This window comes from Microbacterium sp. str. 'China', from assembly GCF_002993305.1.
In the GTDB taxonomy this organism is placed as follows: domain Bacteria; phylum Actinomycetota; class Actinomycetes; order Actinomycetales; family Microbacteriaceae; genus Microbacterium; species Microbacterium paraoxydans.
Genome location: NZ_CP027434.1, coordinates 2111752 through 2132324, shown reverse-complemented (window position 1 = coordinate 2132324; position 20573 = coordinate 2111752). Strand labels below are relative to the sequence as shown.

At 69.6% G+C, this 20573-nt stretch carries 21 protein-coding genes and 2 tRNA genes; 18 read left to right on the top strand and 5 right to left on the bottom strand.

Annotation, left to right across the window (positions count from 1 at the left end; translation table 11 throughout):
- Positions 1-3 precede the first annotated feature (3 nt).
- The 4 genes from C6C15_RS10280 to C6C15_RS10265 all read left to right on the top strand — a co-directional run bounded on the left by C6C15_RS10280 (position 4) and on the right by C6C15_RS10265 (position 2682).
- Complete coding sequence (locus C6C15_RS10280) at positions 4-1218, top strand: phosphoglycerate kinase (protein WP_105950018.1); 1215 nt, start codon at positions 4-6, stop codon at positions 1216-1218.
- Positions 1209-2000 (top strand): triose-phosphate isomerase, encoded by a 792-nt coding sequence (tpiA, locus tag C6C15_RS10275; protein ID WP_025105024.1) that lies wholly within the window; start codon positions 1209-1211, stop codon positions 1998-2000. Before C6C15_RS10280 ends, tpiA begins: the two co-directional genes overlap by 10 nt.
- 80 nt (positions 2001-2080) lie before the next feature.
- On the top strand, positions 2081-2329 hold the full coding sequence (gene secG / locus C6C15_RS10270) for a preprotein translocase subunit SecG (RefSeq protein ID WP_105950017.1): 249 nt from the start codon (positions 2081-2083) through the stop codon (positions 2327-2329).
- Positions 2329-2682 carry an RNA polymerase-binding protein RbpA gene (locus C6C15_RS10265; RefSeq protein ID WP_025105022.1) on the top strand — a complete coding sequence of 118 codons (354 nt, stop codon included), beginning with the start codon at positions 2329-2331 and terminating at the stop codon, positions 2680-2682. Before secG ends, C6C15_RS10265 begins: the two co-directional genes overlap by 1 nt.
- Before the next feature lie 56 nt (positions 2683-2738).
- Here the strand turns inward: C6C15_RS10265 and C6C15_RS10260 are convergent, their stop codons facing one another.
- A complete protein-coding gene (locus C6C15_RS10260) occupies positions 2739-3971 on the bottom strand; it encodes a hypothetical protein (RefSeq protein WP_105950016.1) in 1233 nt (410 codons plus the stop codon).
- 105 nt (positions 3972-4076) lie between these two features.
- Positions 4077-4150 (bottom strand) — tRNA-Gly (locus tag C6C15_RS10255).
- Positions 4151-4244: 94 nt separating this feature from the next.
- Between C6C15_RS10255 and C6C15_RS10250 the strand changes: the two genes are divergently transcribed.
- The 12 genes from C6C15_RS10250 (at position 4245) to C6C15_RS10195 (ending at position 14737) form a co-directional block, all read left to right on the top strand.
- Positions 4245-4318 (top strand) — tRNA-Pro (locus tag C6C15_RS10250).
- A gap of 60 nt (positions 4319-4378) precedes the next feature.
- On the top strand, positions 4379-5857 hold the full coding sequence (gene tig, locus C6C15_RS10245; protein ID WP_060921185.1) for a trigger factor: 1479 nt from the start codon (positions 4379-4381) through the stop codon (positions 5855-5857).
- A 72-nt stretch (positions 5858-5929) separates the two neighbouring features.
- Positions 5930-6424, top strand: coding sequence for a tetratricopeptide repeat protein (locus C6C15_RS10240; RefSeq protein WP_025105019.1), 495 nt, complete (start codon positions 5930-5932; stop codon positions 6422-6424).
- An 81-nt stretch (positions 6425-6505) separates the two neighbouring features.
- A complete protein-coding gene (locus C6C15_RS10235; RefSeq protein WP_025105018.1) occupies positions 6506-7093 on the top strand; it encodes an ATP-dependent Clp protease proteolytic subunit in 588 nt (195 codons plus the stop codon).
- Between the two features lie 17 nt (positions 7094-7110).
- Positions 7111-7752 carry an ATP-dependent Clp protease proteolytic subunit gene (locus C6C15_RS10230; RefSeq protein WP_025105017.1) on the top strand — a complete coding sequence of 214 codons (642 nt, stop codon included), beginning with the start codon at positions 7111-7113 and terminating at the stop codon, positions 7750-7752.
- A 153-nt stretch (positions 7753-7905) separates the two neighbouring features.
- Positions 7906-8841 carry a sugar-binding transcriptional regulator gene (locus C6C15_RS10225; protein ID WP_060921184.1) on the top strand — a complete coding sequence of 312 codons (936 nt, stop codon included), beginning with the start codon at positions 7906-7908 and terminating at the stop codon, positions 8839-8841.
- Positions 8838-9839, top strand: coding sequence for a deoxyribose-phosphate aldolase (deoC, locus tag C6C15_RS10220; protein ID WP_025105015.1), 1002 nt, complete (start codon positions 8838-8840; stop codon positions 9837-9839). The genes C6C15_RS10225 and deoC overlap by 4 nt, the downstream gene beginning before the upstream one ends.
- A gap of 53 nt (positions 9840-9892) precedes the next feature.
- A complete protein-coding gene (locus tag C6C15_RS10215; protein WP_105950015.1) occupies positions 9893-11335 on the top strand; it encodes an aldehyde dehydrogenase family protein in 1443 nt (480 codons plus the stop codon).
- Positions 11332-12183, top strand: a complete 852-nt coding sequence (locus C6C15_RS10210; RefSeq protein ID WP_105950014.1) for an aldehyde dehydrogenase family protein — start codon at positions 11332-11334, stop codon at positions 12181-12183. The genes C6C15_RS10215 and C6C15_RS10210 overlap by 4 nt, the downstream gene beginning before the upstream one ends.
- A gap of 103 nt (positions 12184-12286) precedes the next feature.
- Positions 12287-12811: a hypothetical protein gene (locus tag C6C15_RS10205; RefSeq protein WP_158698542.1), complete on the top strand. Its 525-nt coding sequence runs from the start codon at positions 12287-12289 to the stop codon at positions 12809-12811.
- 117 nt (positions 12812-12928) lie between these two features.
- The gene (gene clpX, locus C6C15_RS10200; RefSeq protein ID WP_025105011.1) at positions 12929-14197 is read left to right on the top strand and encodes an ATP-dependent Clp protease ATP-binding subunit ClpX; all 1269 of its coding nucleotides are present in this window, start codon (positions 12929-12931) and stop codon (positions 14195-14197) included.
- Between the two features lie 3 nt (positions 14198-14200).
- The gene (locus C6C15_RS10195) at positions 14201-14737 is read left to right on the top strand and encodes an NUDIX hydrolase (protein ID WP_105950012.1); all 537 of its coding nucleotides are present in this window, start codon (positions 14201-14203) and stop codon (positions 14735-14737) included.
- Positions 14738-14752: 15 nt separating this feature from the next.
- On the opposite strand, the gene C6C15_RS10190 is transcribed toward C6C15_RS10195, so the two are convergent.
- The 3 genes from C6C15_RS10190 to C6C15_RS10180 are packed head-to-tail and all read right to left on the bottom strand — an operon-like array spanning position 14753 to position 18263.
- The gene (locus C6C15_RS10190) at positions 14753-15250 is read right to left on the bottom strand and encodes a GyrI-like domain-containing protein (protein ID WP_105950011.1); all 498 of its coding nucleotides are present in this window, start codon (positions 15248-15250) and stop codon (positions 14753-14755) included.
- Between the two features lie 19 nt (positions 15251-15269).
- Positions 15270-17321, bottom strand: coding sequence for a M3 family metallopeptidase (locus C6C15_RS10185; protein WP_105950010.1), 2052 nt, complete (start codon positions 17319-17321; stop codon positions 15270-15272).
- A gap of 9 nt (positions 17322-17330) precedes the next feature.
- Positions 17331-18263, bottom strand: coding sequence for a LysR family transcriptional regulator (locus C6C15_RS10180; RefSeq protein WP_105950009.1), 933 nt, complete (start codon positions 18261-18263; stop codon positions 17331-17333).
- An 81-nt stretch (positions 18264-18344) separates the two neighbouring features.
- Between C6C15_RS10180 and tdh the strand changes: the two genes are divergently transcribed.
- Entirely contained in the window at positions 18345-19388 is a 1044-nt protein-coding gene (gene tdh / locus C6C15_RS10175; RefSeq protein ID WP_062634086.1) for an L-threonine 3-dehydrogenase, read from the top strand.
- Complete coding sequence (locus C6C15_RS10170; RefSeq protein ID WP_105950008.1) at positions 19388-20566, top strand: glycine C-acetyltransferase; 1179 nt, start codon at positions 19388-19390, stop codon at positions 20564-20566. Before tdh ends, C6C15_RS10170 begins: the two co-directional genes overlap by 1 nt.
- The last annotated feature ends 7 nt before the right edge of the window (positions 20567-20573 follow it).

Genomic DNA, 20573 nt, shown 5'->3' with positions numbered 1-20573 from the left:
CACATGACTCTGCGCACCCTGGACTCACTGGGTTCGCTCGAGGGCAAGCGCGTCATCGTCCGTTGTGATCTGAACGTCCCCCTGCGGGACGGGATCATCACGGACGATGGCCGTGTCCGCGCCTCGCTGCCGACCCTGAAGACCCTCATCGACGCGGGCGCCCGCGTCGTCGTCTGCTCGCACCTCGGCCGTCCCGACGGCGCCCCCGACCCGCAGTACAGCCTCGAGCCGGTCGCCCAGCGACTGTCCGAGCTGCTCGGCGCGCCGGTCGCCTTCGCGGGCGACACGGTCGGCGAGGCCGCGAAGGATGCCGTGGCGTCCCTCGAGAACGGCCAGGTCGTCGTGATCGAGAACCTCCGGTTCAACCCCGGGGAGACCTCGAAGGACGACGCCGAGCGTGGTGCCTTCGCGGCGCAGCTCGCGGAGCTGGGCGACGTGCTCGTCTCCGACGGCTTCGGCGTCGTGCACCGCAAGCAGGCGAGCGTCTACCACCTCGCGAAGCTGCTGCCCTCGGCGGCCGGCCTCCTGATCGCGACCGAGCTCGACGTGCTCGACCGCCTGACGGAGAACCCGGAGCGTCCGTACGCGGTGGTGCTCGGTGGGTCCAAGGTCAGCGACAAGCTCGGAGTCATCTCCCACCTGCTGCCGCGGGTGGACCGCATCCTCGTCGGCGGTGGCATGCTCTTCACCTTCCTGAAGGCGCAGGGTCATGCCGTCGCGTCGAGCCTCCTCGAGGAGGACCAGCTCGATACCGTCCGGGGCTACATCGCCGAGGCGGCCGAGCGCGGCGTGGAGCTCGTGCTCCCCACCGACGTGGTCGTCGCCGCGTCCTTCGGCGCCGACGCGGACCACGAGGTGGCCGCCGCGGACGCGATCGAGGAGACGGCGTTCGGCTCGTCGGGCATCGGCCTGGACATCGGGCCGGAGACCGCGGCGCGCTTCGCCGAGGTCATCCGCGGATCGAAGACGGTGTTCTGGAACGGCCCGATGGGTGTGTTCGAGTTCCCCGCCTTCGCCGCGGGTACCAAGGCGGTCGCGCAGGCGCTGACCGAGGTCGACGGCCTGAGCGTCGTCGGCGGCGGCGACTCCGCCGCAGCCGTCCGCCAGCTGGGATTCACCGACGACCAGTTCGGGCACATCTCGACCGGCGGCGGCGCATCCCTCGAATTCCTCGAGGGCAAGAAACTACCTGGGCTGGAGGTCCTCGGATGGGCGTGAGCTCCCGTACCCCGCTGATCGCGGGCAACTGGAAGATGAACCTGGACCACCTGCAGGCGGTGGCGTTCGTGCAGAAGCTGCACTGGACGCTGAAGGACGCCAAGCACGAGGACGGATCCGTGGAGGTGGCGGTCTTCCCGCCCTTCACGGACATCCGCAGCGTGCAGACGCTGATCGATGCTGACAAGATCCCGTTCGCGTTCGGTGCACAGGATGTCTCGGCGCACGACTCCGGTGCGTACACGGGCGAGATCTCCGGGGCGTTCCTGGCGAAGCTCGACGCGAAGTACGTCATCATCGGACACTCCGAGCGTCGCGAGTACCACGCGGAGTCCGACGAGATCGTGGCCGGCAAGGTGAAGGCTGCGCTCAAGCACGGCCTCTCCCCGGTGATCTGCGTCGGCGAGACGGCGGAGGACCTGGAGAAGTTCGGTGCCAGCGCGGTTCCGGCCGGACAGCTCGAGGCCGCCCTCCAGGGCGTCTCCCCGTCGGCTGACATCGTCGTGGCGTATGAGCCCGTCTGGGCCATCGGGTCGGGCCAGGCGGCCACTCCGCAGCAGGCGCAGGACGTCTGCGCGGCGCTCCGCGGTGTGATCGCGAAGGTCCTCGGTGACGAGGCGGCGGCCCGCACCCGCATCCTCTACGGCGGCTCGGTCAAGGCGGCCAACATCGCCAGCTTCATGCGCGAGCCCGACGTGGACGGCGCTCTGGTCGGCGGCGCGAGCCTCGTCGTCGACGAGTTCGCGGCGATCATCCGCTTCGAGAAGCACGTCGGCGTGTGAGTGCGGCGGGGCTCCGGCCCCGCTGCACCGTATACTTGACCGTTACGGGGGCGCTCCGGCCCCAGCGAAAGGCTCTTTCCGTGGCAATTCTCGAGTTCGTCCTGCAGGTCGTGCTGGGCATCACCAGCGTCCTGCTGACTCTCCTCATCCTCTTGCACAAGGGTCGCGGCGGCGGCCTGTCCGACATGTTCGGCGGCGGCATGACCACTGCGGTCGGCTCCTCCGGTCTCGCGGAGCGGAACCTGAACCGCTTCACCGTCGTCCTGGCGCTCTCGTGGTTCATCGCCATCGTGGCGCTCGGCCTCATCACGAAGTTCGAGGTGATCTGATGGCTACCGGTGGAAACGCGATCCGCGGTACCCGTGTCGGTTCCGGTCCCATGGGGGAGCAGGACCACGGCTACCACGCCGACCGCATCGCGGTGTCGTACTGGGACGGTCTCGGCAACGAGACTGTCCGCTACTTCGCCGCCGGTCTCCCCGAGGAGGAGATCCCGGAGATCATCGACCACCCGCAGTCCGGTCTTCCGGCCGGGCGCGACAAGGAGAACCCTCCTGCCGTCGCCAAGGCTGAGCCGTACAAGACGCACCTGGCATACGTGAAGGAGCGTCGCACGGACGAGGAGGCCGTCCAGCTCCTGGAGGACGCCCTCACCCAGCTCCGCGAGCGTCGGGGTCAGTGACCGCCGACTGAGCGAGAGGAGAAGCCGCCGTGATGATCACGGCGGCTTCTTCCGTCTCAGCGGCAGCCGGCCGCGGCGTCGATGTAGTTCTGCGGGGGATACCCGTAGGCCCATACGCCGTTGGCGTCGTCCGTGAAGCCCATGCTGATGGCCCAGGCCGTCGCCCACTTCTCGATGCTGTCCTGGGTGGATGAGTCGTACATGTCCTGACATTTGACGCTGATGGCGTGGCCCACCTCGTGGGCGACGAGCGCCTTGCTGCGTTCCGCGGGCCACTGCTCCGCGACCGAGTCGGACAGCTCGATGACTGCGCGTCCCGGTGTGTCCCACCACCAGGTCGTGTAGCCGCCCATACTGCCGTTGTATCCGGCGCCGTTGACGACGGGGGCCCAGTCGAACTCCAGCAGGACCCCGGGAGCGAGTGAGCGGGCGAAGGCCTCGATCTCGAGCCGCGCGCCGCGGAGAGGGCCCGCCTTCTCCGCCAGTTCCGCGTTCTCGGCGGAGATCACCTGGACGGCGGCCGTCTGCAGGGCCGCGTAGGTGGTCGCGGCCGCGTCGTCGATCTCCGTGACCGCGAGCGCGTCCGCGGCGGCGTCGCGCAGGGCGATGACGGCGGCGTTGCGGGTCGAGGGGTGCGCCTTCTCGAAAGCGCCGGCCGCCTGTCCGGTCGCGGAGATCACGGCCACGCCGCTCTCGCGCACGGCGCCCAGACCGTCGGAGGCCTGCACGGACGCCGTCGTCGTGCGCTGCTCGATCTCCTCGAGGAGGGACTGATCCTCTTCCAGCCGGGCCGTGGCGGGGAAGAGCTCCCAGAACCACGCGGGTTTGGCGTCGGGCTGCGGGCGCTCCGCAGCGAGGACCTCCTCGGCTTCCGCACCGATACCTTCGCCGTCGGCCACGGCGGCGTCCAGGGCATCCCAGACGTCCGCGCCCACGGAGATGCCCGCGGTTCCGGTGTCGATGATGACGTGTCCCGCGTCCGTCGCTGCGATGAGCTCCGTCGTGCGGTGCCGGAGCTCGCTCTGGTGGTTCGTGACCGATCGGGCCGCGTCGGCCACGCGCGCGGCGGCCTCGTCGTACCCCTGATTCGCGGTGAGCTGGGTGACGGCGAATCCCGTTCCCGCTGCCCCCACCGCGACGATGACGGCGAGCAGGACTCCGAGCGGCCGGCGGTTCCGCGGTCGTGCAGGGATCGCGGGGCCGGAGGAGAAGGCGGACGGCAGTCGATGCCCGCCGGACGAGGGGAGCTCCGTGACGACCGCGGCGTCCAGCGGGGGGAGGGCGGTCACGGGGCGCTCATCTCGGCAGGGCCTTCCGGTCGGGAGGTGGTCCTGTCAGCGTAGGCGACGGCGGACGCCCGCACACGCACTGACGTGCGGAAGGAGCGAGGAGAGTGGAGGGGGTGACGGGAATCGAACCCGCGCAATCAGTTTGGAAGACTGAGACTCTACCATTGAGCTACACCCCCGGAACCGGAGTCCGGACTCCATCGATCATAGCGGACGGTCGGGCGTGCTCCTGTCCGTTAGACTCGATGGGGCTGAATCTGCGTGCGGATTCCCCGGGGCGTAGCTCAGCTTGGTAGAGCGCCCGCTTTGGGAGCGGGAGGTCGCAGGTTCAACTCCTGTCGCCCCGACTCGACCCCACGACCTTCCAGCCGCGTTCTGCGCGGAAACCACAAGGAGAACACACCAGCATGGCGAACAGCACCGTCGAGAAGCTGACCCCGACCCGGGTCAAGCTCACCATCACGGTCACCCCGGACGACCTCAAGCCCAGCATCGCGCACGCCTACGAGCACATCGCGCAGGACGTCCAGATCCCCGGCTTCCGCAAGGGCAAGGTGCCCGCTCCGATCATCGACCAGCGCATCGGCCGCGGCGCCGTCATCGAGCACGCCGTCAACGAGGGCCTGGACAAGTTCTTCCGCGAGGCGACCGCCGAGCACAAGCTCCGCATCGTCGGCCGTCCGTCGGCCGAGATCACGCAGTGGCCGAGCGAGAAGGACTTCTCGGGCGACCTCCTCGTCGACGTCGAGGTCGACGTGCGCCCGGAGATCGAGCTCCCCGACTACGCGGGCATCACCCTCGAGGTCGACGCCGTGGAGGCCGACGAGGCCGCCCTCGACGCCGAGCTGGAGAACATGCGCGCCCGCTTCGGCACGCTCATCCCCGTCGACCGCCCCGCGGCCAAGGGCGACTTCGTCGAGCTGGACCTCGTCGCCACCATCGACGGCGCCGAGATCGACCGCGCCGAGGGTGTCTCGTACGAGATCGGCTCCGGCGAGCTCCTCGAGGGCATCGACGACGCGATCGAGTCGCTCACCGCCGGTGAGGACACCACCTTCCGCTCCGCCCTCGTCGGCGGCGACCACGCCGGCAAGGAGGCGGAGGTCTCCGTCAGCGTCAAGGCCGTCAAGGAGCGCGAGCTTCCCGAGGCCGACGACGAGTTCGCGCAGATCGCGAGCGAGTTCGACACCATCGCCGAGCTGCGCGACAGCCTGCGTGAGCGCGTCGAGCAGCAGGGCGTCTTCACGCAGGGCTCCGCCGCCCGCGACAAGCTCGTCGAGACGCTTCTCGCGCAGATCGAGATCCCGGTCCCGCCGCAGCTCATCGAGGACGAGGTGCACAACCACCTCGAGGGCGAGGGTCGTCTCGAGGACGACGTGCACCGCGCCGAGGTGACCGAGGCCAGCGAGAAGCAGTTCCGCACGCAGGTGCTGCTCGACACGATCGCCGAGCAGGCCGACGTGCAGGTCTCGCAGGAGGAGCTCTCGCAGTACCTCATCCAGTCCGCCGCGCAGTACGGCATGGCGCCGCAGGAGTTCGTCGAGGCGCTGCAGTCCTCGAACCAGCTCCCCGCTCTGGTCGGCGAGGTCGCCCGGAACAAGGCGCTCGCGATCGCGCTGGGCAAGGTCAAGGTCGTGGACACCAACGGCAAGGCCGTCGACCTCTCCGACTTCGTCGTGACCGACGACGAGGCCGAGTCCGAGGACGAGAAGCCCGCCGAGGCCGAGGAGAAGCCGGCCGCGAAGAAGAAGGCTCCCGCCAAGAAGGCGGCCGCCAAGAAGGACGCCGACGCGGACGAGAAGCCCGCTGCGGAGAAGAAGCCCGCCGCCAAGAAGCCGGCGGCGAAGAAGGCTCCGGCCAAGAAGGACGCCGACACCGCCGAGTGATCGGCGCGGTCGAGTGAAGAGGGCGGGTGCTGCGGCATCCGCCCTCTTTCTCATCGAGGGAAGGGCGACGGGATGACGAGCTGGGACGACCGCATCGAGCAGGTGTGGGCGGAGGCCTCCGGAGAGGAGGTCGGCGACGAGACGATCGCGCGCATCGACGCCCTCGCCGCCGAACGGGGTGCGGACGACGCGAGGGCCGAGTTCGAGCGCGCCGGTGCTCGCGATTCCGCCGGGCGCCCGGCGGAGGCCGTGGAGCTGTACCGCCGCGCCCTGGCGCTCGGCCTCGACGAGGAGCACCGCCCGCAGTGCGTGATCCAGCTCGCGAGCTCGCTGCGCAACCTCGGTGACTACGACGAGGCGCTGAGGGTGATCCGCGCCGAGGAGGAGATCGCGGCGGACGGGCCGTATCGCGACGCGGTCGCAGTGGTGCACGCCCTCATCCTCGCGAGTGCCGGCCGGCCCGCGCAGGGCCTGTCGGTGGCCATCCTCGCCCTCGTCCCGCACCTGCCGCGCTACCACCGGTCGATGACGGCGTACGCGCACGAGATCGCCGGCAGCGACACCTGATATGCCGACGGCGAACACGACCTAGGGGCTGTGCGCGCGCCGGTAGATTCGAATCACTGAAACACGGAAGCAGGAGCTGACATGGCTGAACCCCTCGTCGCGACAAGCGTCTTCGACAGGTTGCTGAAGGACCGCATCATCTGGCTCGGCTCGGAGGTGCGAGACGACAACGCCAACGAGATCTGCGCGAAGATCCTCCTTCTCGCCGCCGAAGACTCCGAGAAGGACATCTACCTCTACATCAACTCGCCGGGCGGCTCGATCACCGCGGGCATGGCGATCTACGACACGATGCAGTTCGTGCCGAACGACATCGTCACCGTCGGCATCGGCATGGCCGCGTCCATGGGCCAGCTGCTGCTGACGAGCGGCACCAAGGGCAAGCGCTACATCACGCCGAACGCCCGCGTGCTGCTGCACCAGCCGCACGGCGGCTTCGGCGGCACCGCGAGCGACATCCAGACCCAGGCGCAGCTCATCCTGTCGATGAAGAAGCGCCTCGCCGAGATCACCGCGTCGCAGACCGGCAAGCCCGTCGAGCAGATCAACGCCGACGGCGACCGCGACCGCTGGTTCACGGCGGAGGAAGCCCTCGAGTACGGCTTCGTCGACCACATCCGCGAGCACGCCAGCGACGTCACCGGCGGCGGCGGCACGGGCGTCGAGTAAGGATTCGAGAGGACACCATGTACACACCCACGTTCCAGTCCGCCGGAAACCTGCCCTCCAGCCGGTATGTGCTGCCGCAGTTCGAGGAGCGCACCGCCTACGGCTTCAAGCGCCAGGACCCGTACAACAAGCTGTTCGAAGACCGCGTGATCTTCCTCGGCGTGCAGGTCGACGACGCGTCGGCCGACGACGTCATGGCGCAGCTCCTCGTCCTGGAGAGCCAGGACTCCGAGCGCGACATCACCATGTACATCAATTCGCCCGGTGGCTCCTTCACCGCGATGACGGCGATCTACGACACGATGCAGTACGTCGCGCCGCAGATCCAGACCGTCGTGCTCGGCCAGGCGGCCTCGGCCGCCTCCGTGCTGCTCGCGGCGGGTGCCCCCGGGAAGCGTCTCGCGCTGCCGAATGCCCGCGTGCTGATGCACCAGCCCGCGATGGGGGAGGCCGGACACGGTCAGGCCTCCGACATCGAGATCCAGGCGGCGGAGATCCTCCGCATGCGTACCTGGCTCGAGGAGACCATGGCCCGTCACACCGGCAAGCCGGTCGAGCAGGTCAACCGCGACATCGATCGCGACAAGATCCTCTCGGCCAACGAGGCGCTGGAGTACGGCATCGTCGATCAGGTGCTCACGTCGCGCAAGCGCGCGTAGTCCGCATCCGTAGAAGAGGACGCCCGTCGATCGACGGGCGTCCTCTTCGCGTCTCCGGCGGATGTGCGCGGGAAGACGGCGCGCCTGCGCATATGAGCAGATGGGTGCGCGAACGCTGAATCCGGCCTACCCTGGAGGAGGAAGGAGGACACCGTGGAAGAAGATCTGCTCATGGTCCGGGTCGCCGAGCTGTACTACGACGAGGACAAGACGCAGGACGAGATCGGTGGCCTCCTGAAGATCTCCCGGTGGAAGGTCGGGCGCCTCCTCACGCAGGCGCGGCAGCGCGGCATCGTCCGCATCGAGATCGTCCACCCGCGCGCCCGTCGGCTCGGCCTCGAGCGCGAGCTCGTGGAGCGGTTCGGGCTCACCGACGCCGTGGTCGTCCCCTCGCCGGAGGGCGACGAGGGCACGCTGGAGCGCGTCGCTCAAGCAGCCGCCGACTTCCTGACCGCCCTTCGTCCGGTTCCGCGCACGCTCGGGGTGAGCTGGGGCAAGACCCTCCGCGCCGTGGCCGAGGCCCTGCCCGACGGCTGGGCGAACGGCGTCACCGTCGTGCAGCTCAACGGCGGTGTCAGCCTCAATCGGCGCTCAGGAGGGGCCGCGGGACTCGCGGTGACCATCGCCCAGCGAGCGTCCGGCCAGGTCTCGCTGCTGCCGAGCCCCGCGATCCTGGAGCACGTCGAGACGAAGCAGGCCATCGAAGGCGACCGCACCGTCGCGGCCGTGCTGGAGGAGGCTGCGGACGCTCAGGCGTTCCTGTTCACCGCCGGACCGTGCGATGCGACCTCCGCCCACGTCGAGAACGGCTATCTCACGGCCGCCGATGTGGAGGAGCTGGCGCGCCGCGGTGCCGTCGGCGACGTCCTCGGGCGCTACGTCGACGCCGAGGGCAACATCGTCGACCCGCAGCTGGACGCCCGCACGGTCGGCGTCTCGCTCGACCGCCTGCGCGGCGCCGCGCGGGCCATCTTCGTGACGGCGGGCCCCGCCAAGCACGACATCGCGCGCACGGTCGTGACCAGCGGCCTGTGCGGGGTCCTGGTGACCGATGAGACCACAGCACGAGCATTGTTGGAGGAACAGTGACGACGACAGAACTCAGCCGCAGGACGGCGGTGGACGTCCTCGGCGGTGAGCCGGATGACGCGACCCTCCGTCGTTTCCTGCACGGCCTCCCCGGCGTGGACGCCGTCGGGCTGGAGCAGCGCGCTGCCGGCCTCGGCACCCGCTCCATCAAGACGACGTCGAAGGCGTGGGCGCTGGACACGATCATCAAGCTGATCGACCTGACCACCCTGGAGGGTGCGGACACCCCTGGCAAGGTCCGTTCGCTCGTCGCCAAGGCGAAGAACCCGGATGCGGCGGATCCGTCCACGCCTCGGGTGGCGGCCGTGTGCGTCTACGGCGACATGGTCGCCGGAGCGGTCGAGGCTCTCGGCAGCCTGCACGGCGACCCCGACGACGGCCTCATCTCGGTCGCCGCGGTGGCCACCGCCTTCCCGAGCGGCCGGTCCTCCCTCGCGATCAAGCTCGCCGACACCGCGGAAGCGGTCGCCGCGGGTGCGGACGAGATCGACATGGTCATCGACCGCGGTGCGTTCCTGTCCGGCCGCTACGGACTGGTGTTCGATCAGATCGCTCAGGTCAAGGAGGCGTGCCGCCGTGAGGACGGTTCGTACGCCTCGCTCAAGGTGATCCTCGAGACCGGCGAGCTGAACACGTACGACAACATCAAGCGCGCCTCCTGGCTCGGCATCCTCGCCGGCGGCGACTTCATCAAGACCTCGACGGGCAAGGTGCAGCCGGCGGCGACGCTGCCGACCACGCTGCTCATGCTGGAGACGGTGCGCGACTGGTATCGCGGGACGGGGGAGCGCATCGGCGTGAAGCCCGCCGGCGGCATCCGCTCGTCCAAGGACGCGGTCAAGTACCTCGTCACCGTCGCCGAGACCGTGGGGGAGGAGTGGCTCCAGCCGCACCTGTTCCGCTTCGGCGCCTCGAGCCTGCTCAACGACGTGCTCCTGCAGCGCCAGAAGCTCACCACAGGCCACTACTCCGGCCCCGACTACGTCACGATCGACTGACTTCTTCGGCCGGTCCCTGAGCCGGTCGAAGGGCAGCAACCCAAGGGATTGAAATGAACTTCCTGGAATACGCTCCGGCTCCGGAGTCCACGGCGGTGCTGAACCTCAAGGACAGCTACGGGCTGTTCATCGACGGCGAGTTCGTCGACGGCTCCGGCACCCCCTTCCGCACCATCTCCCCGGCGACCGAGAAGGAGATCGCCGAGATCGCCTCCGCCGACGACGCGGACATCGACCGCGCCGTCGCCGCGGCCCGTCGCGCCTACGACAAGGTCTGGTCGCGCATGGTCGGCCGCGACCGGGGCAAGTACCTGTTCCGCATCGCCCGCCTCGTGCAGGAGCGCGCCCGCGAGCTCGCCGTCGCCGAGAGCCTCGACAACGGCAAGCCGATCAAGGAGAGCCGCGACGTGGACGTGCCCCTCGTCGCGTCCTGGTTCTTCTACTACGCGGGCTGGGCAGACAAGCTCGACTACGCCGGTCTGGGTGCGAACCCGCGTGCGCTGGGCGTCGCCGGGCAGGTCATCCCGTGGAACTTCCCGCTGTTGATGCTCGCGTGGAAGCTGGCGCCCGCGCTGGCGGCCGGGAACACGGTCGTGCTCAAGCCGGCCGAGACCACGCCGTTGACGGCACTGATCTTCGCCGAGATCCTGCAGCAGGCCGATCTCCCCGCCGGTGTCGTGAACATCGTCACCGGAGCCGGGGCGACCGGTGCCGCCCTGGTGCGTCACCCGGACGTCGACAAGGTCGCCTTCACCGGCTCGACGGGTGTGGGTCGCGACATCGCCCGCGCCGTGGCGGGGACGAACAAGAAGCTGACGCTGGAGCTGGGCGGCAAGGCCGCGAACATCGTGTTCGACGACGCGCCGATCGATCAGGCCGTCGAGGGCATCGTCAACGGCATCTTCTTCAACCAGGGCCACGTGTGCTGTGCGGGCAGCCGCCTGCTGGTGCAGGAGTCGATCCATGACGAGGTCGTCGACCGGCTGAAGAACCGGCTGTCGACGCTGCGTCTCGGCGACCCGCTCGACAAGAACACCGACATCGGCGCGATCAACTCCGCCGCGCAGCTCGCCCGTATCCGTGAGCTCAGCGACGTCGGCGAGGCCGAGGGCGCTGAGCGCTGGACCGCCGACTGCGCGATCCCGGAGCAGGGCTTCTGGTTCGCTCCGACGATCTTCACCGGCGTCGAGGCCTCGCACCGCATCGCCCGAGACGAGGTATTCGGGCCGGTGCTGTCGGTCCTCACCTTCCGGACACCCGCCGAGGCGATCGCGAAGGCCAACAACACCCCGTACGGTCTCTCCGCCGGCATCTGGTCCGACAAGGGCTCGCGCATCCTCGCGGTCGCGGATCGGCTGCGTGCGGGCGTCGTGTGGGCGAACACGTTCAACCGTTTCGACCCGTCGAGCCCGTTCGGCGGCTACAAGGAGTCCGGGTTCGGCCGCGAGGGCGGTCGCCAGGGGCTCACCGCCTATCTCAAGGGAGCCGCAGCATGAGCAAGCGACTGACCGTTCCGAAGACCTACAAGCTCGCGATCGGCGGGGCCTTCCCCCGGAGCGAGTCCGGACGCACGTACGAGGTCGTCTCCCGCAAGGGCGCCTTCCTCGCCAACGCCGCCAAGGCCTCCCGCAAGGACGCTCGCGACGCGGTCGTCGCCGCGCGCGCCGCCGCCAAGGGCTGGTCGGGGGCGACGGCCTACAACCGCGGCCAGGTGCTCTACCGGGTCGCCGAGGTGCTCGAGGGACGTCGGGCACAGTTCGTCGACGAGATCGTGGCGCAGGAGGGCATCCCGTCCTCGGCGGCCACGGCGCAGGTCGACGAGGCGATCGATCTCTGGGTCTGGTACGCCGGCTGGTGCGACAAGTACGCCCAGGTGGCGGGCAACGCGAACCCCGTCTCCGGTCCGTACTTCAACATCTCGGTGCCCGAGCCCACCGGTGTGGTCGCCATCGTGGCGCCGCAGGACTCGGCGCTGCTCGGCCTGGTCTCGGTCGTCGCCCCGGCCCTCGTCGCCGGGAACACCGTCGTCGTGGTCGCGAGCGAGCAGTTCCCGCTCTCCGCGATCAGTCTCGCCGAAGTGCTCGCGACCAGTGACGTCCCCGGCGGCGTGGTGAACGTGCTCACCGGCTCGCCGGCGGAGATCGCGCCGTGGCTCGCCTCGCACCAGGATGTGAACGCCCTCGACCTCGCCGGCGCCGGTGCGCTGGAGTGGGTCGACATGCAGATCGCCGCGGCGGAGACGCTGAAGCGCGTGCTCGCCCCCGGCGACGTGGTCGCCTCGCCGGAGCGGATCGCCGCGTTCACCGAGGTCAAGACGGTCTGGCACACCAAGAGCATGGTCTGACGACACGTCACGATGACCGAGGGCCCCGTCGCGCATCGCGCGGCGGGGCCCTCGTCGTGCGACCAGCGTGCGGGCGACGCCGGTGCTGTGGTTTCATGACGGCATGATGGCGACCTCCGGCGTTCGCGCCCGCCCCGGGCGTGTGACGCTCGTGCTCGCGGCGATCCTCGTGCTCGGCGGATGCGCTGCCGCGCCGGCCGGCGTCGCCGCCGGAGAGCCGACGCCGACCGTGACGCCCACCGCCGCCTGCCCGCAGGTGGACGGCGCCGAGCTTCCGCCGGAGTGTGCGCCGTACGACCCGGAACACGCGATGGAGCAGAACGACCGGCATCGTGAGCGGATGGAGACGTCGGCCGAGGCGGGGGCGGCCGCCGAGCAGCCGGTGGCGGACCTCCGCGTGCGTCTCGAAGCGCTGCGCACGGAGGGCATGATCTCCGTGATCGCCGTCGAGGACGCCTTGCGCGAGGTCGGCCTCGTCCATCACGTCGCCCGGGGAGATGCGCGCGCGGTGGCGTTCGGGGCCGACGGTCCGGAGGGCGGCTGCGTCTTCGGGGAACTGCGTCCCGACGAGGTCCGCGTCGAGGTCGGGGGATACATCATGGACGGCGGCTGCCTCCCCGCGGAATGACGGTGGAGGCACCGTCGTCCGTCGGACCCGCCGAACGACTCGTCGCCAATGCGGCCCGGTGTCGCATGCAGCGGTTAGGCTCGAAGAACGATCCTGATCCCCCCGAGGAGGACGCGCATGGCCCGCATCGGTGAAAGCGCTGACCTGTTCAAGTGCTCTTTCTGCGGAAAGAGCCAGAAGCAGGTGCAGCAGCTCATCGCCGGACCCGGCGTGTACATCTGCGACGAGTGCGTCGAGCTCTGCAACGAGATCATCGAAGAGCGCATGGCGGAGTCGTCCGCCGAGGGGGTCGCCGAGTTCGAGCTGCCGAAGCCCCGCGAGATCTTCACGTTCCTCGAGGAATACGTCGTCGGACAGGAGCCCGCGAAGCGTGCGCTGTCCGTCGCCGTCTACAACCACTACAAGCGCGTGCGCGCTCACGGCACCCTGCAGCCTGCTGAGCAGAAGGCCGAAGAGGTCGAGATCGCCAAGAGCAACATCCTGCTGATCGGGCCCACAGGCTGCGGCAAGACCTACCTGGCGCAGACGCTCGCCAAGCGCCTCAACGTGCCGTTCGCCGTCGCCGACGCGACGGCACTGACCGAGGCGGGCTACGTCGGCGAAGACGTCGAGAACATCCTCCTCAAGCTCATCCAGGCCGCCGACTACGACGTGAAGCGCGCCGAGCAGGGCATCATCTACATCGACGAGGTCGACAAGATCGCCCGCAAGGCCGAGAACCCGTCGATCACCCGCGACGTGTCGGGCGAGGGCGTGCAGCAGGCGCTGCTGAAGATCATCGAGGGCACGGTCGCCTCGGTGCCGCCGCAGGGTGGTCGCAAGCACCCGCACCAGGAGTTCCTGCAGATCGACACCTCGAACGTGCTCTTCATCGTGGCCGGCGCCTTCGCCGGTCTGGAGGACATCGTCTCGGCGCGCGTCGGCAAGCACGGTGTCGGCTTCGGTGCTCCGCTGCACGACAAGGGCAAGGACCTCGACCTGTTCAGCGAGGTGCTCCCGGAAGACCTCCACAAGTTCGGTCTCATCCCGGAGTTCATCGGTCGTCTGCCCGTCGTGACGAACGTGTCACCGCTCGACCAGGCCGCCCTCATCGACATCCTCACCGGTCCGCGCAACGCCCTCGTCAAGCAGTACCAGCGCATGTTCGAGCTCGACGGCGTCCAGCTGGAGTTCGAGGAGGACGCGCTGCGGTCGATCGCCGACCTCGCCGTCGAGCGCAAGACCGGTGCCCGCGGACTCCGTGCCATCCTCGAGGACGTGCTTGGTCCGGTGATGTTCGAGATCCCCTCTGCCGAAGACGTCGCGAAGGTGATCATCACCCGTGCCGCCGTCGACGAGGGCGCCCCGCCCACCATCGTGATGGAGCGCAAGCGCAAGAGCGCCTGAGCCATGGGCGCTGACCCCGTTCCGTGGACGACCGTCGCGCGGACGACGCTCGTCGCCGATCGGTGGATCAGGGTGCATGCGGATGAGTGTCTCGACGAGCACGCCCGCCGGATAGCGCCGTACTACGTCCTCGAGTACGGTGACTGGGTCTCCGTCCTCGCCGTCGATCGCGATGGCGCTGCGATCGTGGTCGAGGAGTACCGCCACGGAGCGGGAGTCCTCGCGTTGGGCACGATCGGCGGGGGAGCGGAGCCCGGCGAGCGTCCGGAAGACGCGGCTACGCGCGAACTCCGGGAGGAGACCGGGTGCGTCGCCGACGAGTTGGTGGCCCTCGGCGCGACCTGGGCGAACTTCGGAACGCACACGAACAAGGTCCATCACTTCCTCGCTCTCGGTTGCATACGCGTCACTGAGCAGTCCCTGGATGAGCACGAGGCCGTCGTCGTGCGGTCCCTGCCGCTGGACCTGGCGGGGGAGCAACTCACCCAGAGCTACCACCAGCTCACCTGGTACAAGGCGATGGACCGACTCCGGCGATAGGACCTGAACGCCTGCTCAGGCCACGGGCATGAGCAGGTCCGTGCGGAGCTCGTCGGGATCGACACCGGGGTCCGAGACGTAGACCTCGATCCAGACGCCGCGCGGGTGCAGCCCCGCCTCCGCCGCACGCGCGACCAGCGCCGCCCATCCGGCGCCGAGGCCGTCGTAGGAACCGAGGACGGTGGTCGCGACGGCCTTCCCCGTCGGCAGGGCCGAGGCGATGATGACGGCCCCGTCGCCCGTGGCGATCGGGTCGGAGGGTGGAGCCTGGACCGGGAAGCCGAGCTCCAGGTCGAACACGCCCATCGGATCGCCGTGGTAGATCGCGAGCGCCGGGCCGGCCGGAATAAGGGTGCCCGCAGAGAAGGCGGCACCGATCGCCGCGTATCCGGAGTCGAAGGCATCGCGGAGGTCGGCGATCCGGATGCCCTCGTGGCGGATGACGGCCAGGGGAACGGCCTCCAGCTCCAGGCTGTCTGCGGGGCCGAACGGAGCGTCAGGGAATGCGTCCATGCGCTCAGGGTCTCACGACTCAGGAATCCAGTCCACGGCGTTTCAGGAGCGGCTCGATCTCGGCGTCCCGTCCCCGGAAGTCGCGGTAGGCGGCCAGCGGGTCCTTCGAACCGCCGACCCCGAGCAGCCGGTCGCGGAAACGGTCCCCATTGGCCCGGGTGAGGCCGCCGTTCTCCCGGAACCACTCCACGGTGTCGGCGTCGAGCACCTCACTCCAGATGTACGAGTAGTACCCGGCGCTGTAGCCGCCGGAGAAGACGTGGGCGAAGTAGGTGGAGGAGTACCGGGTCGGAACGGCGGGATCGTCGAGGCCGATGTCCGCCAGTGCGGCCGCCTCGAAGTCGGCGACATCGTCCACTGCGTCGTCGACGGAGAGCCGGTGCCACGCCTGATCCAGCCACGCCGCGGCGAGGTACTCGCTGGTCGCGTGGCCCTGGTCGAAGGTCGCGGTGTCCCGCAGCCGCGCCACGATGGCGGGATCCAGCGGCTCGCCGGTCTCATGGTGCCGGGCGTAGTGGTCGAGGACCTCGGGCCAGAGGATCCACATCTCGTTCACCTGGCTCGGGAACTCGACGAAGTCGCGGAACACGTTGGTCCCGGCGAAGTGCGGGTAGGTCACCGTGGCGAACAGGCCGTGCAGAGCGTGCCCGAACTCGTGGAACAGCGTCGTCACCTCGTCGAGCGTCAGCAACGTGGGCTCGCCGTCCCCGGGCTGCGGGACGTTGAGGTTGTTGACCACGACCGGGGCGCTGCCGCGCAGACGGGACTGGCTGACGATCGCGTTCATCCAGGCGCCGCCGCGCTTGGAGTCGCGGGTGTAGAGGTCGAGCACGTAGAGCCCGAGTGGGGAGTCGTCGGCGTTGCGCACCTCGAAGACGCGGGCCTGCGGGTGGTAGGCAGCGAGGTCGTGCCGTTCGTGGAAGGTCACCCCGTACAGGCGGGTCGCCGCGAAGAACACGCCGTCCTGCAGCACGCGCTCCGCCTCGAACCAGGGGCGCAGGGCGGCGGTGTCGATGGCGTAGCGGGCGGTGCGCACGCGCTCGGTGTAGAACGCCCAGTCGTGGGCTTCCACGGGGAAGGGGTCCGGTTCGGTCTCGTCGACGATCGCCTGGAGCGCGTCCCGTTCGGTGCGGGCGTTACGCGCGGACGGCGCGGACAATCGGCGCAGCATCCGCTCGACGGCCTCGGGGGAGCCCGCCGTCTCGTCGGCGGTGACGTAGGCGGCATGCGACGGGTACCCGAGGAGGCGCGCGCGCTGGGCGCGGAGGCGCACGATCTCGCGCAGCACCGGACGGTTGTCGTTGCCGTTGTCCCGCGATCCCCGCGCGCGCGACGCCGCCATGATCCGGCGACGGGATTCCCGCACCGCGAGCCGTGCGAGGGCCGGATGGCCGGTGAACAGCGGCAGGGTGAGGAGGTAGCGGCCGTTGAGCCCGCGGTCGGCCGCGGCGCGTGCGGCCGCGGACAGCTCGCCGGCGCTGAGGCCCTCCAGTTCGGCGGCGGAGTCGAAGACCACGGCGAGGTCGTTCGTATCGCTCAGCAGATTCCGCTCGAAGGTGTTCGTGAGCACGGACAGCTTCTGGTTCAGAGCCGTGAGCTGCGCCTTCGCCTCGTCGTCGAGCCCGGCGCCGGCATGCGTCATCTCGCGGTGGTAGCGCTCCACGAGGTAGCGCTGCTCAGGATCGAGGTCGAGGGTGTCGCGTTGCTCGTACACGTGGGCCACGCGCGCGTAGAGCGCCGCATCGAGCGTGATCGCATCCTGGTGGGCGGCCATGAGCGGCGCGAGCTCCTCGTCGATCGCCTGGATCTCCGGCGTGGCATCGGCGGAGCTCACCGTGTAGAACGCGTGCGCCACCCGGTCGAGGAGCGCGCCGGACCTCTCCAGCGCCTCGAGGGTGTTCTCGAACGTCGGCATCGACCGTACGCGGGTGATGTTCGCGACCTCGGCGAGCTGCTCCGCGAACCCGGCGCGGAAGGCGGGGAGGTAGTGTTCCGGACGGATGGCCCGATAGTCCGGGAGCCCGAAGGGGAGGGTCGACGGCTGCAGCAGCGGGTTCGTGGCGTCGCTCATCCTCCGAGCCTAGCCACCGCCGTCTCCGGAACGCTCCGCGCTCAGACGGGTCATCACCTCCCGCAGGGCGTCGACGACGACGCGGACCGAGCGGCGGCGCAGGTTCTCCGGCCGTGCGAGGACGTCGATCATGCGGTGCGTGCTCACGCCTCGGAGCGGGATGCGCACGATGGCGCGATCGTCCACGCTGCGCGAGGTGAACCGGGGGAGCATGCCCAGAACGCCGCCGGCCGCGACCACCGCCGACACCGCACCGTAGTCGTTGATGCGGTGCCGGACTTCGACCGGGCGGCGGGCGACGGCGGCGACGGCGCGGAGCACGTCGTCGGGGGAGTACCCCACACGGCTCGTCACCCACTGCTCTTCGGCGATCTCGTCCGGCGAGAGGGTGCGGCGATCGGCGAGAGGGTGGTCGGCGGAGACGGCGACGTCCAGAGGCTCGCGGACGAGACCCACGGCGCGGACACCCTCGGTCGGCCACGGCGCGGAATGCTCCATCCGATGGGCGAGGACGAGGTCGTACCGCGCGGTGAGTCCGGGGAACTCGCTCTGCGCGACGTCCTCGTCCGTGAGACGCACGGTCGGGGCGTGCTCCTTCCCGGACAGCTCCCGCACGAGTGGGCCGAAGAGCGCCTGGCCGACGCTGTGGAAGCCGCTGATGCTCACCTCTCCCGTCGCCGCGCCCTCGAAGTCGTCCAGGGCGTGGCGCGCCGCCGCCATCGCGTCGATGGCCTCGGCTCCGGCTGCTGCCAGCACCTCGCCGGCGGCGGTCAGCACGAGCGTGCGGCCCTGGCGACGGGTGAGCGGGGCCGGGAAGGAGCGCTGCAGCGCGGCGAGCTGCTGCGAGACCGCGGAGGGGGTGACCCGGAGCGCTTCGGCGACGGCGGTCGCGCTTCCCAGCGCTCCGAGTTCGCGGAGGATCTGGAGCTGGTGGAGTTCCACGACAACAGTTTAGTTCTTGCTACAGAGTGGATGCAGAAGATGCCGATTGTTCTACAGCAAAGGATGCGATGAGATCAGAGCATGAGAGCTCTGTTCAAGGAGGAACCCGGCGCCGGCCTCGCGCTCGTGGAACGCCCCGACCCGGTGGCAGGCCCCGGCGAGGTCGTCATCCGCGTCCTCCGCACCGGCATCTGCGGAACCGATCTGCACATCCGGCGCTGGGACGACTGGGCGGCCTCCGCGATCGCCGCTCCCCTCATCCCGGGACACGAGTTCTACGGGGAAGTCGTCGAGGTCGGGCCGCTCGTCCACGACATCGCGGTCGGCGACCGGGTCTCCGGCGAGGGACACATCGTCTGCGGCACCTGCCGGAACTGCCGTGCCGGACGGCGGCAGATGTGCATCCGCACGATCGGACTCGGGCTGCAGCGCGACGGCGCCTTCGCCGAGTACCTCTCGCTGCCGGCGACGAACGTGTGGGTCCACCACGCCGAGGTCACCCCGGAGCTCGGCGCGATCTTCGACCCGCTCGGCAACGCCGTGCACACCGCCCTCCGCTTCCCGCTCGTCGGTGAGGACGTGCTCGTCACCGGGTGCGGTCCGATCGGCCTGATGGCGATCGCCGTCGCCCGGCATGCGGGCGCCCGCTTCATCGTCGGGACCGATGTGAGCGCGCCGCGCCTGGAGATGGCGCGCGGGATGGGAGCCGACGAGGTCGTCGACGTCTCCCGCCAGGAGATCCGCGACGCGCAGCGGGCGCTCGGCATGCGCGAGGGTTTCGACATCGGCTTCGAGATGAGCGGCGCGGCGTCGGCGCTCCCGGCGATGATCGACAACATGAACCACGGAGGACGCATCGCCATGCTCGGGCTGCCGTCGACCGGATTCGACATCGACTGGGGCAAGCTCGTCACGCACATGCTCACGATCACCGGGATCTACGGCCGGGAGATGTTCGAGACATGGAACGCCATGGGGGCGATGCTGCAGACCAGTGCGACGTTGCGCGAAGCGATCGGTCGGGTGATCGCCGAGGTCGTACCGGCGCGCGACTGGGAGCGCGGATTCGCGGCGGCGGAGTCCGCCGGCACGGGCAAGATCATCCTCGACTGGACGGAGCTGTGATGTACGCGACCTTCAAGGACCATGTGGCGCAGGAGCTGGCGGGAATCGAGGAGGCGGGGCTCACCAAGCACGAGCGCGGCATCCACGGACCGCAGCGGGCGGAGATCACGGCCGACGGCGCCGAGGTGCTCAACTTCTGCGCCAACAACTACCTGGGGCTGGCCGACGACCCGCGCATCCTCGCTGCGGCCCGGACGGCCCTGGACGAGTGGGGGTACGGGCTCGCGAGCGTCCGCTTCATCTGCGGCACGCAGGAGCAGCACCTCGAACTGGAGCGTCGGCTCGCGGACTTCCTCGGCACCGATGACGCGATCCTCTACTCCTCCTGCTTCGACGCGAACGGCGGTGTCTTCGAGACGCTGTTCTCCGCCGAGGACGCGATCATCTCGGACGAGTTGAACCACGCGTCCATCATCGACGGGATCCGGCTGTCCAAGGCGCGCCGGCTCCGCTACCGCAATCGCGACATGGCGGATCTGGAGGAGCAGCTGCGGGCGGCCGCCGATGCCCGGTTCCGCGTGATCGTGACCGACGGTGTCTTCTCGATGGACGGCTACATCGCCCCGCTGGCCGAGATCTGCGACCTGGCGGAACGCTACGACGCGCTCGTCTTCGTTGACGACTCGCACGCGGTCGGCTTCGTCGGCGACAACGGGCGCGGAACCCCCGAGCTGTGCGGCGTCGCGGATCGCGTGGACATCTACACCGGCACGTTCGGCAAGGCACTGGGCGGCGCCTCCGGCGGGTACGTCGCCTCCCACGCGGAGATCGTCGCGCTGTTGCGTCAGCGCTCCCGTCCGTACCTGTTCTCGAACACCCTCGCTCCGGCCATCGTGGCCGGAACGCTGACCGCGCTCGACCTGGTCGAGGGGTCGGCCGACCTCCGGGCGCGGCTCCGCGACAACGCGGCCCTGTTCCGCGCTCGGATGGCGGAGGAGGGCTTCGACCTGCTTCCGGGCGAGCATCCGATCGTCCCGGTCATGTTCGGCGACGCCGCCCTCACCGCCCGGATCGCCGCGGCGATGCAGGATCAGGGTGTCTACGTGACGGCGTTCAGCTTCCCGGTCGTGCCGCGGGGCAAGGCGCGTATCCGGGTGCAGCTCTCCGCAGCGCACACGCCCGACCAGGTGGAGCGCTGCGTGGCGGCCTTCGTCGCGGCCCGGGATACCGTGGGTTGACTGGATG

Excerpts from the sequence above, each read along its gene's own strand:
- C6C15_RS10280 (WP_105950018.1), top strand. The coding sequence starts at position 4 with ATGACTCTGCGCACCCTGGACTCACTGGGTTCGCTCGAGGGCAAGCGC.
- tpiA (WP_025105024.1), top strand. The coding sequence starts at position 1,209 with ATGGGCGTGAGCTCCCGTACCCCGCTGATCGCGGGCAACTGGAAGATG.
- C6C15_RS10265 (WP_025105022.1), top strand. The coding sequence starts at position 2,329 with ATGGCTACCGGTGGAAACGCGATCCGCGGTACCCGTGTCGGTTCCGGT.
- tig (WP_060921185.1), top strand. The coding sequence starts at position 4,379 with ATGGCGAACAGCACCGTCGAGAAGCTGACCCCGACCCGGGTCAAGCTC.
- C6C15_RS10240 (WP_025105019.1), top strand. The coding sequence starts at position 5,930 with ATGACGAGCTGGGACGACCGCATCGAGCAGGTGTGGGCGGAGGCCTCC.
- C6C15_RS10235 (WP_025105018.1), top strand. The coding sequence starts at position 6,506 with ATGGCTGAACCCCTCGTCGCGACAAGCGTCTTCGACAGGTTGCTGAAG.
- C6C15_RS10230 (WP_025105017.1), top strand. The coding sequence starts at position 7,111 with ATGTACACACCCACGTTCCAGTCCGCCGGAAACCTGCCCTCCAGCCGG.
- C6C15_RS10215 (WP_105950015.1), top strand. The coding sequence starts at position 9,893 with ATGAACTTCCTGGAATACGCTCCGGCTCCGGAGTCCACGGCGGTGCTG.
- C6C15_RS10210 (WP_105950014.1), top strand. The coding sequence starts at position 11,332 with ATGAGCAAGCGACTGACCGTTCCGAAGACCTACAAGCTCGCGATCGGC.
- C6C15_RS10205 (WP_158698542.1), top strand. The coding sequence starts at position 12,287 with ATGATGGCGACCTCCGGCGTTCGCGCCCGCCCCGGGCGTGTGACGCTC.
- clpX (WP_025105011.1), top strand. The coding sequence starts at position 12,929 with ATGGCCCGCATCGGTGAAAGCGCTGACCTGTTCAAGTGCTCTTTCTGC.
- C6C15_RS10195 (WP_105950012.1), top strand. The coding sequence starts at position 14,201 with ATGGGCGCTGACCCCGTTCCGTGGACGACCGTCGCGCGGACGACGCTC.
- C6C15_RS10190 (WP_105950011.1), bottom strand. The coding sequence starts at position 15,250 with ATGGACGCATTCCCTGACGCTCCGTTCGGCCCCGCAGACAGCCTGGAG.
- C6C15_RS10185 (WP_105950010.1), bottom strand. The coding sequence starts at position 17,321 with ATGAGCGACGCCACGAACCCGCTGCTGCAGCCGTCGACCCTCCCCTTC.
- tdh (WP_062634086.1), top strand. The coding sequence starts at position 18,345 with ATGAGAGCTCTGTTCAAGGAGGAACCCGGCGCCGGCCTCGCGCTCGTG.
- C6C15_RS10170 (WP_105950008.1), top strand. The coding sequence starts at position 19,388 with ATGTACGCGACCTTCAAGGACCATGTGGCGCAGGAGCTGGCGGGAATC.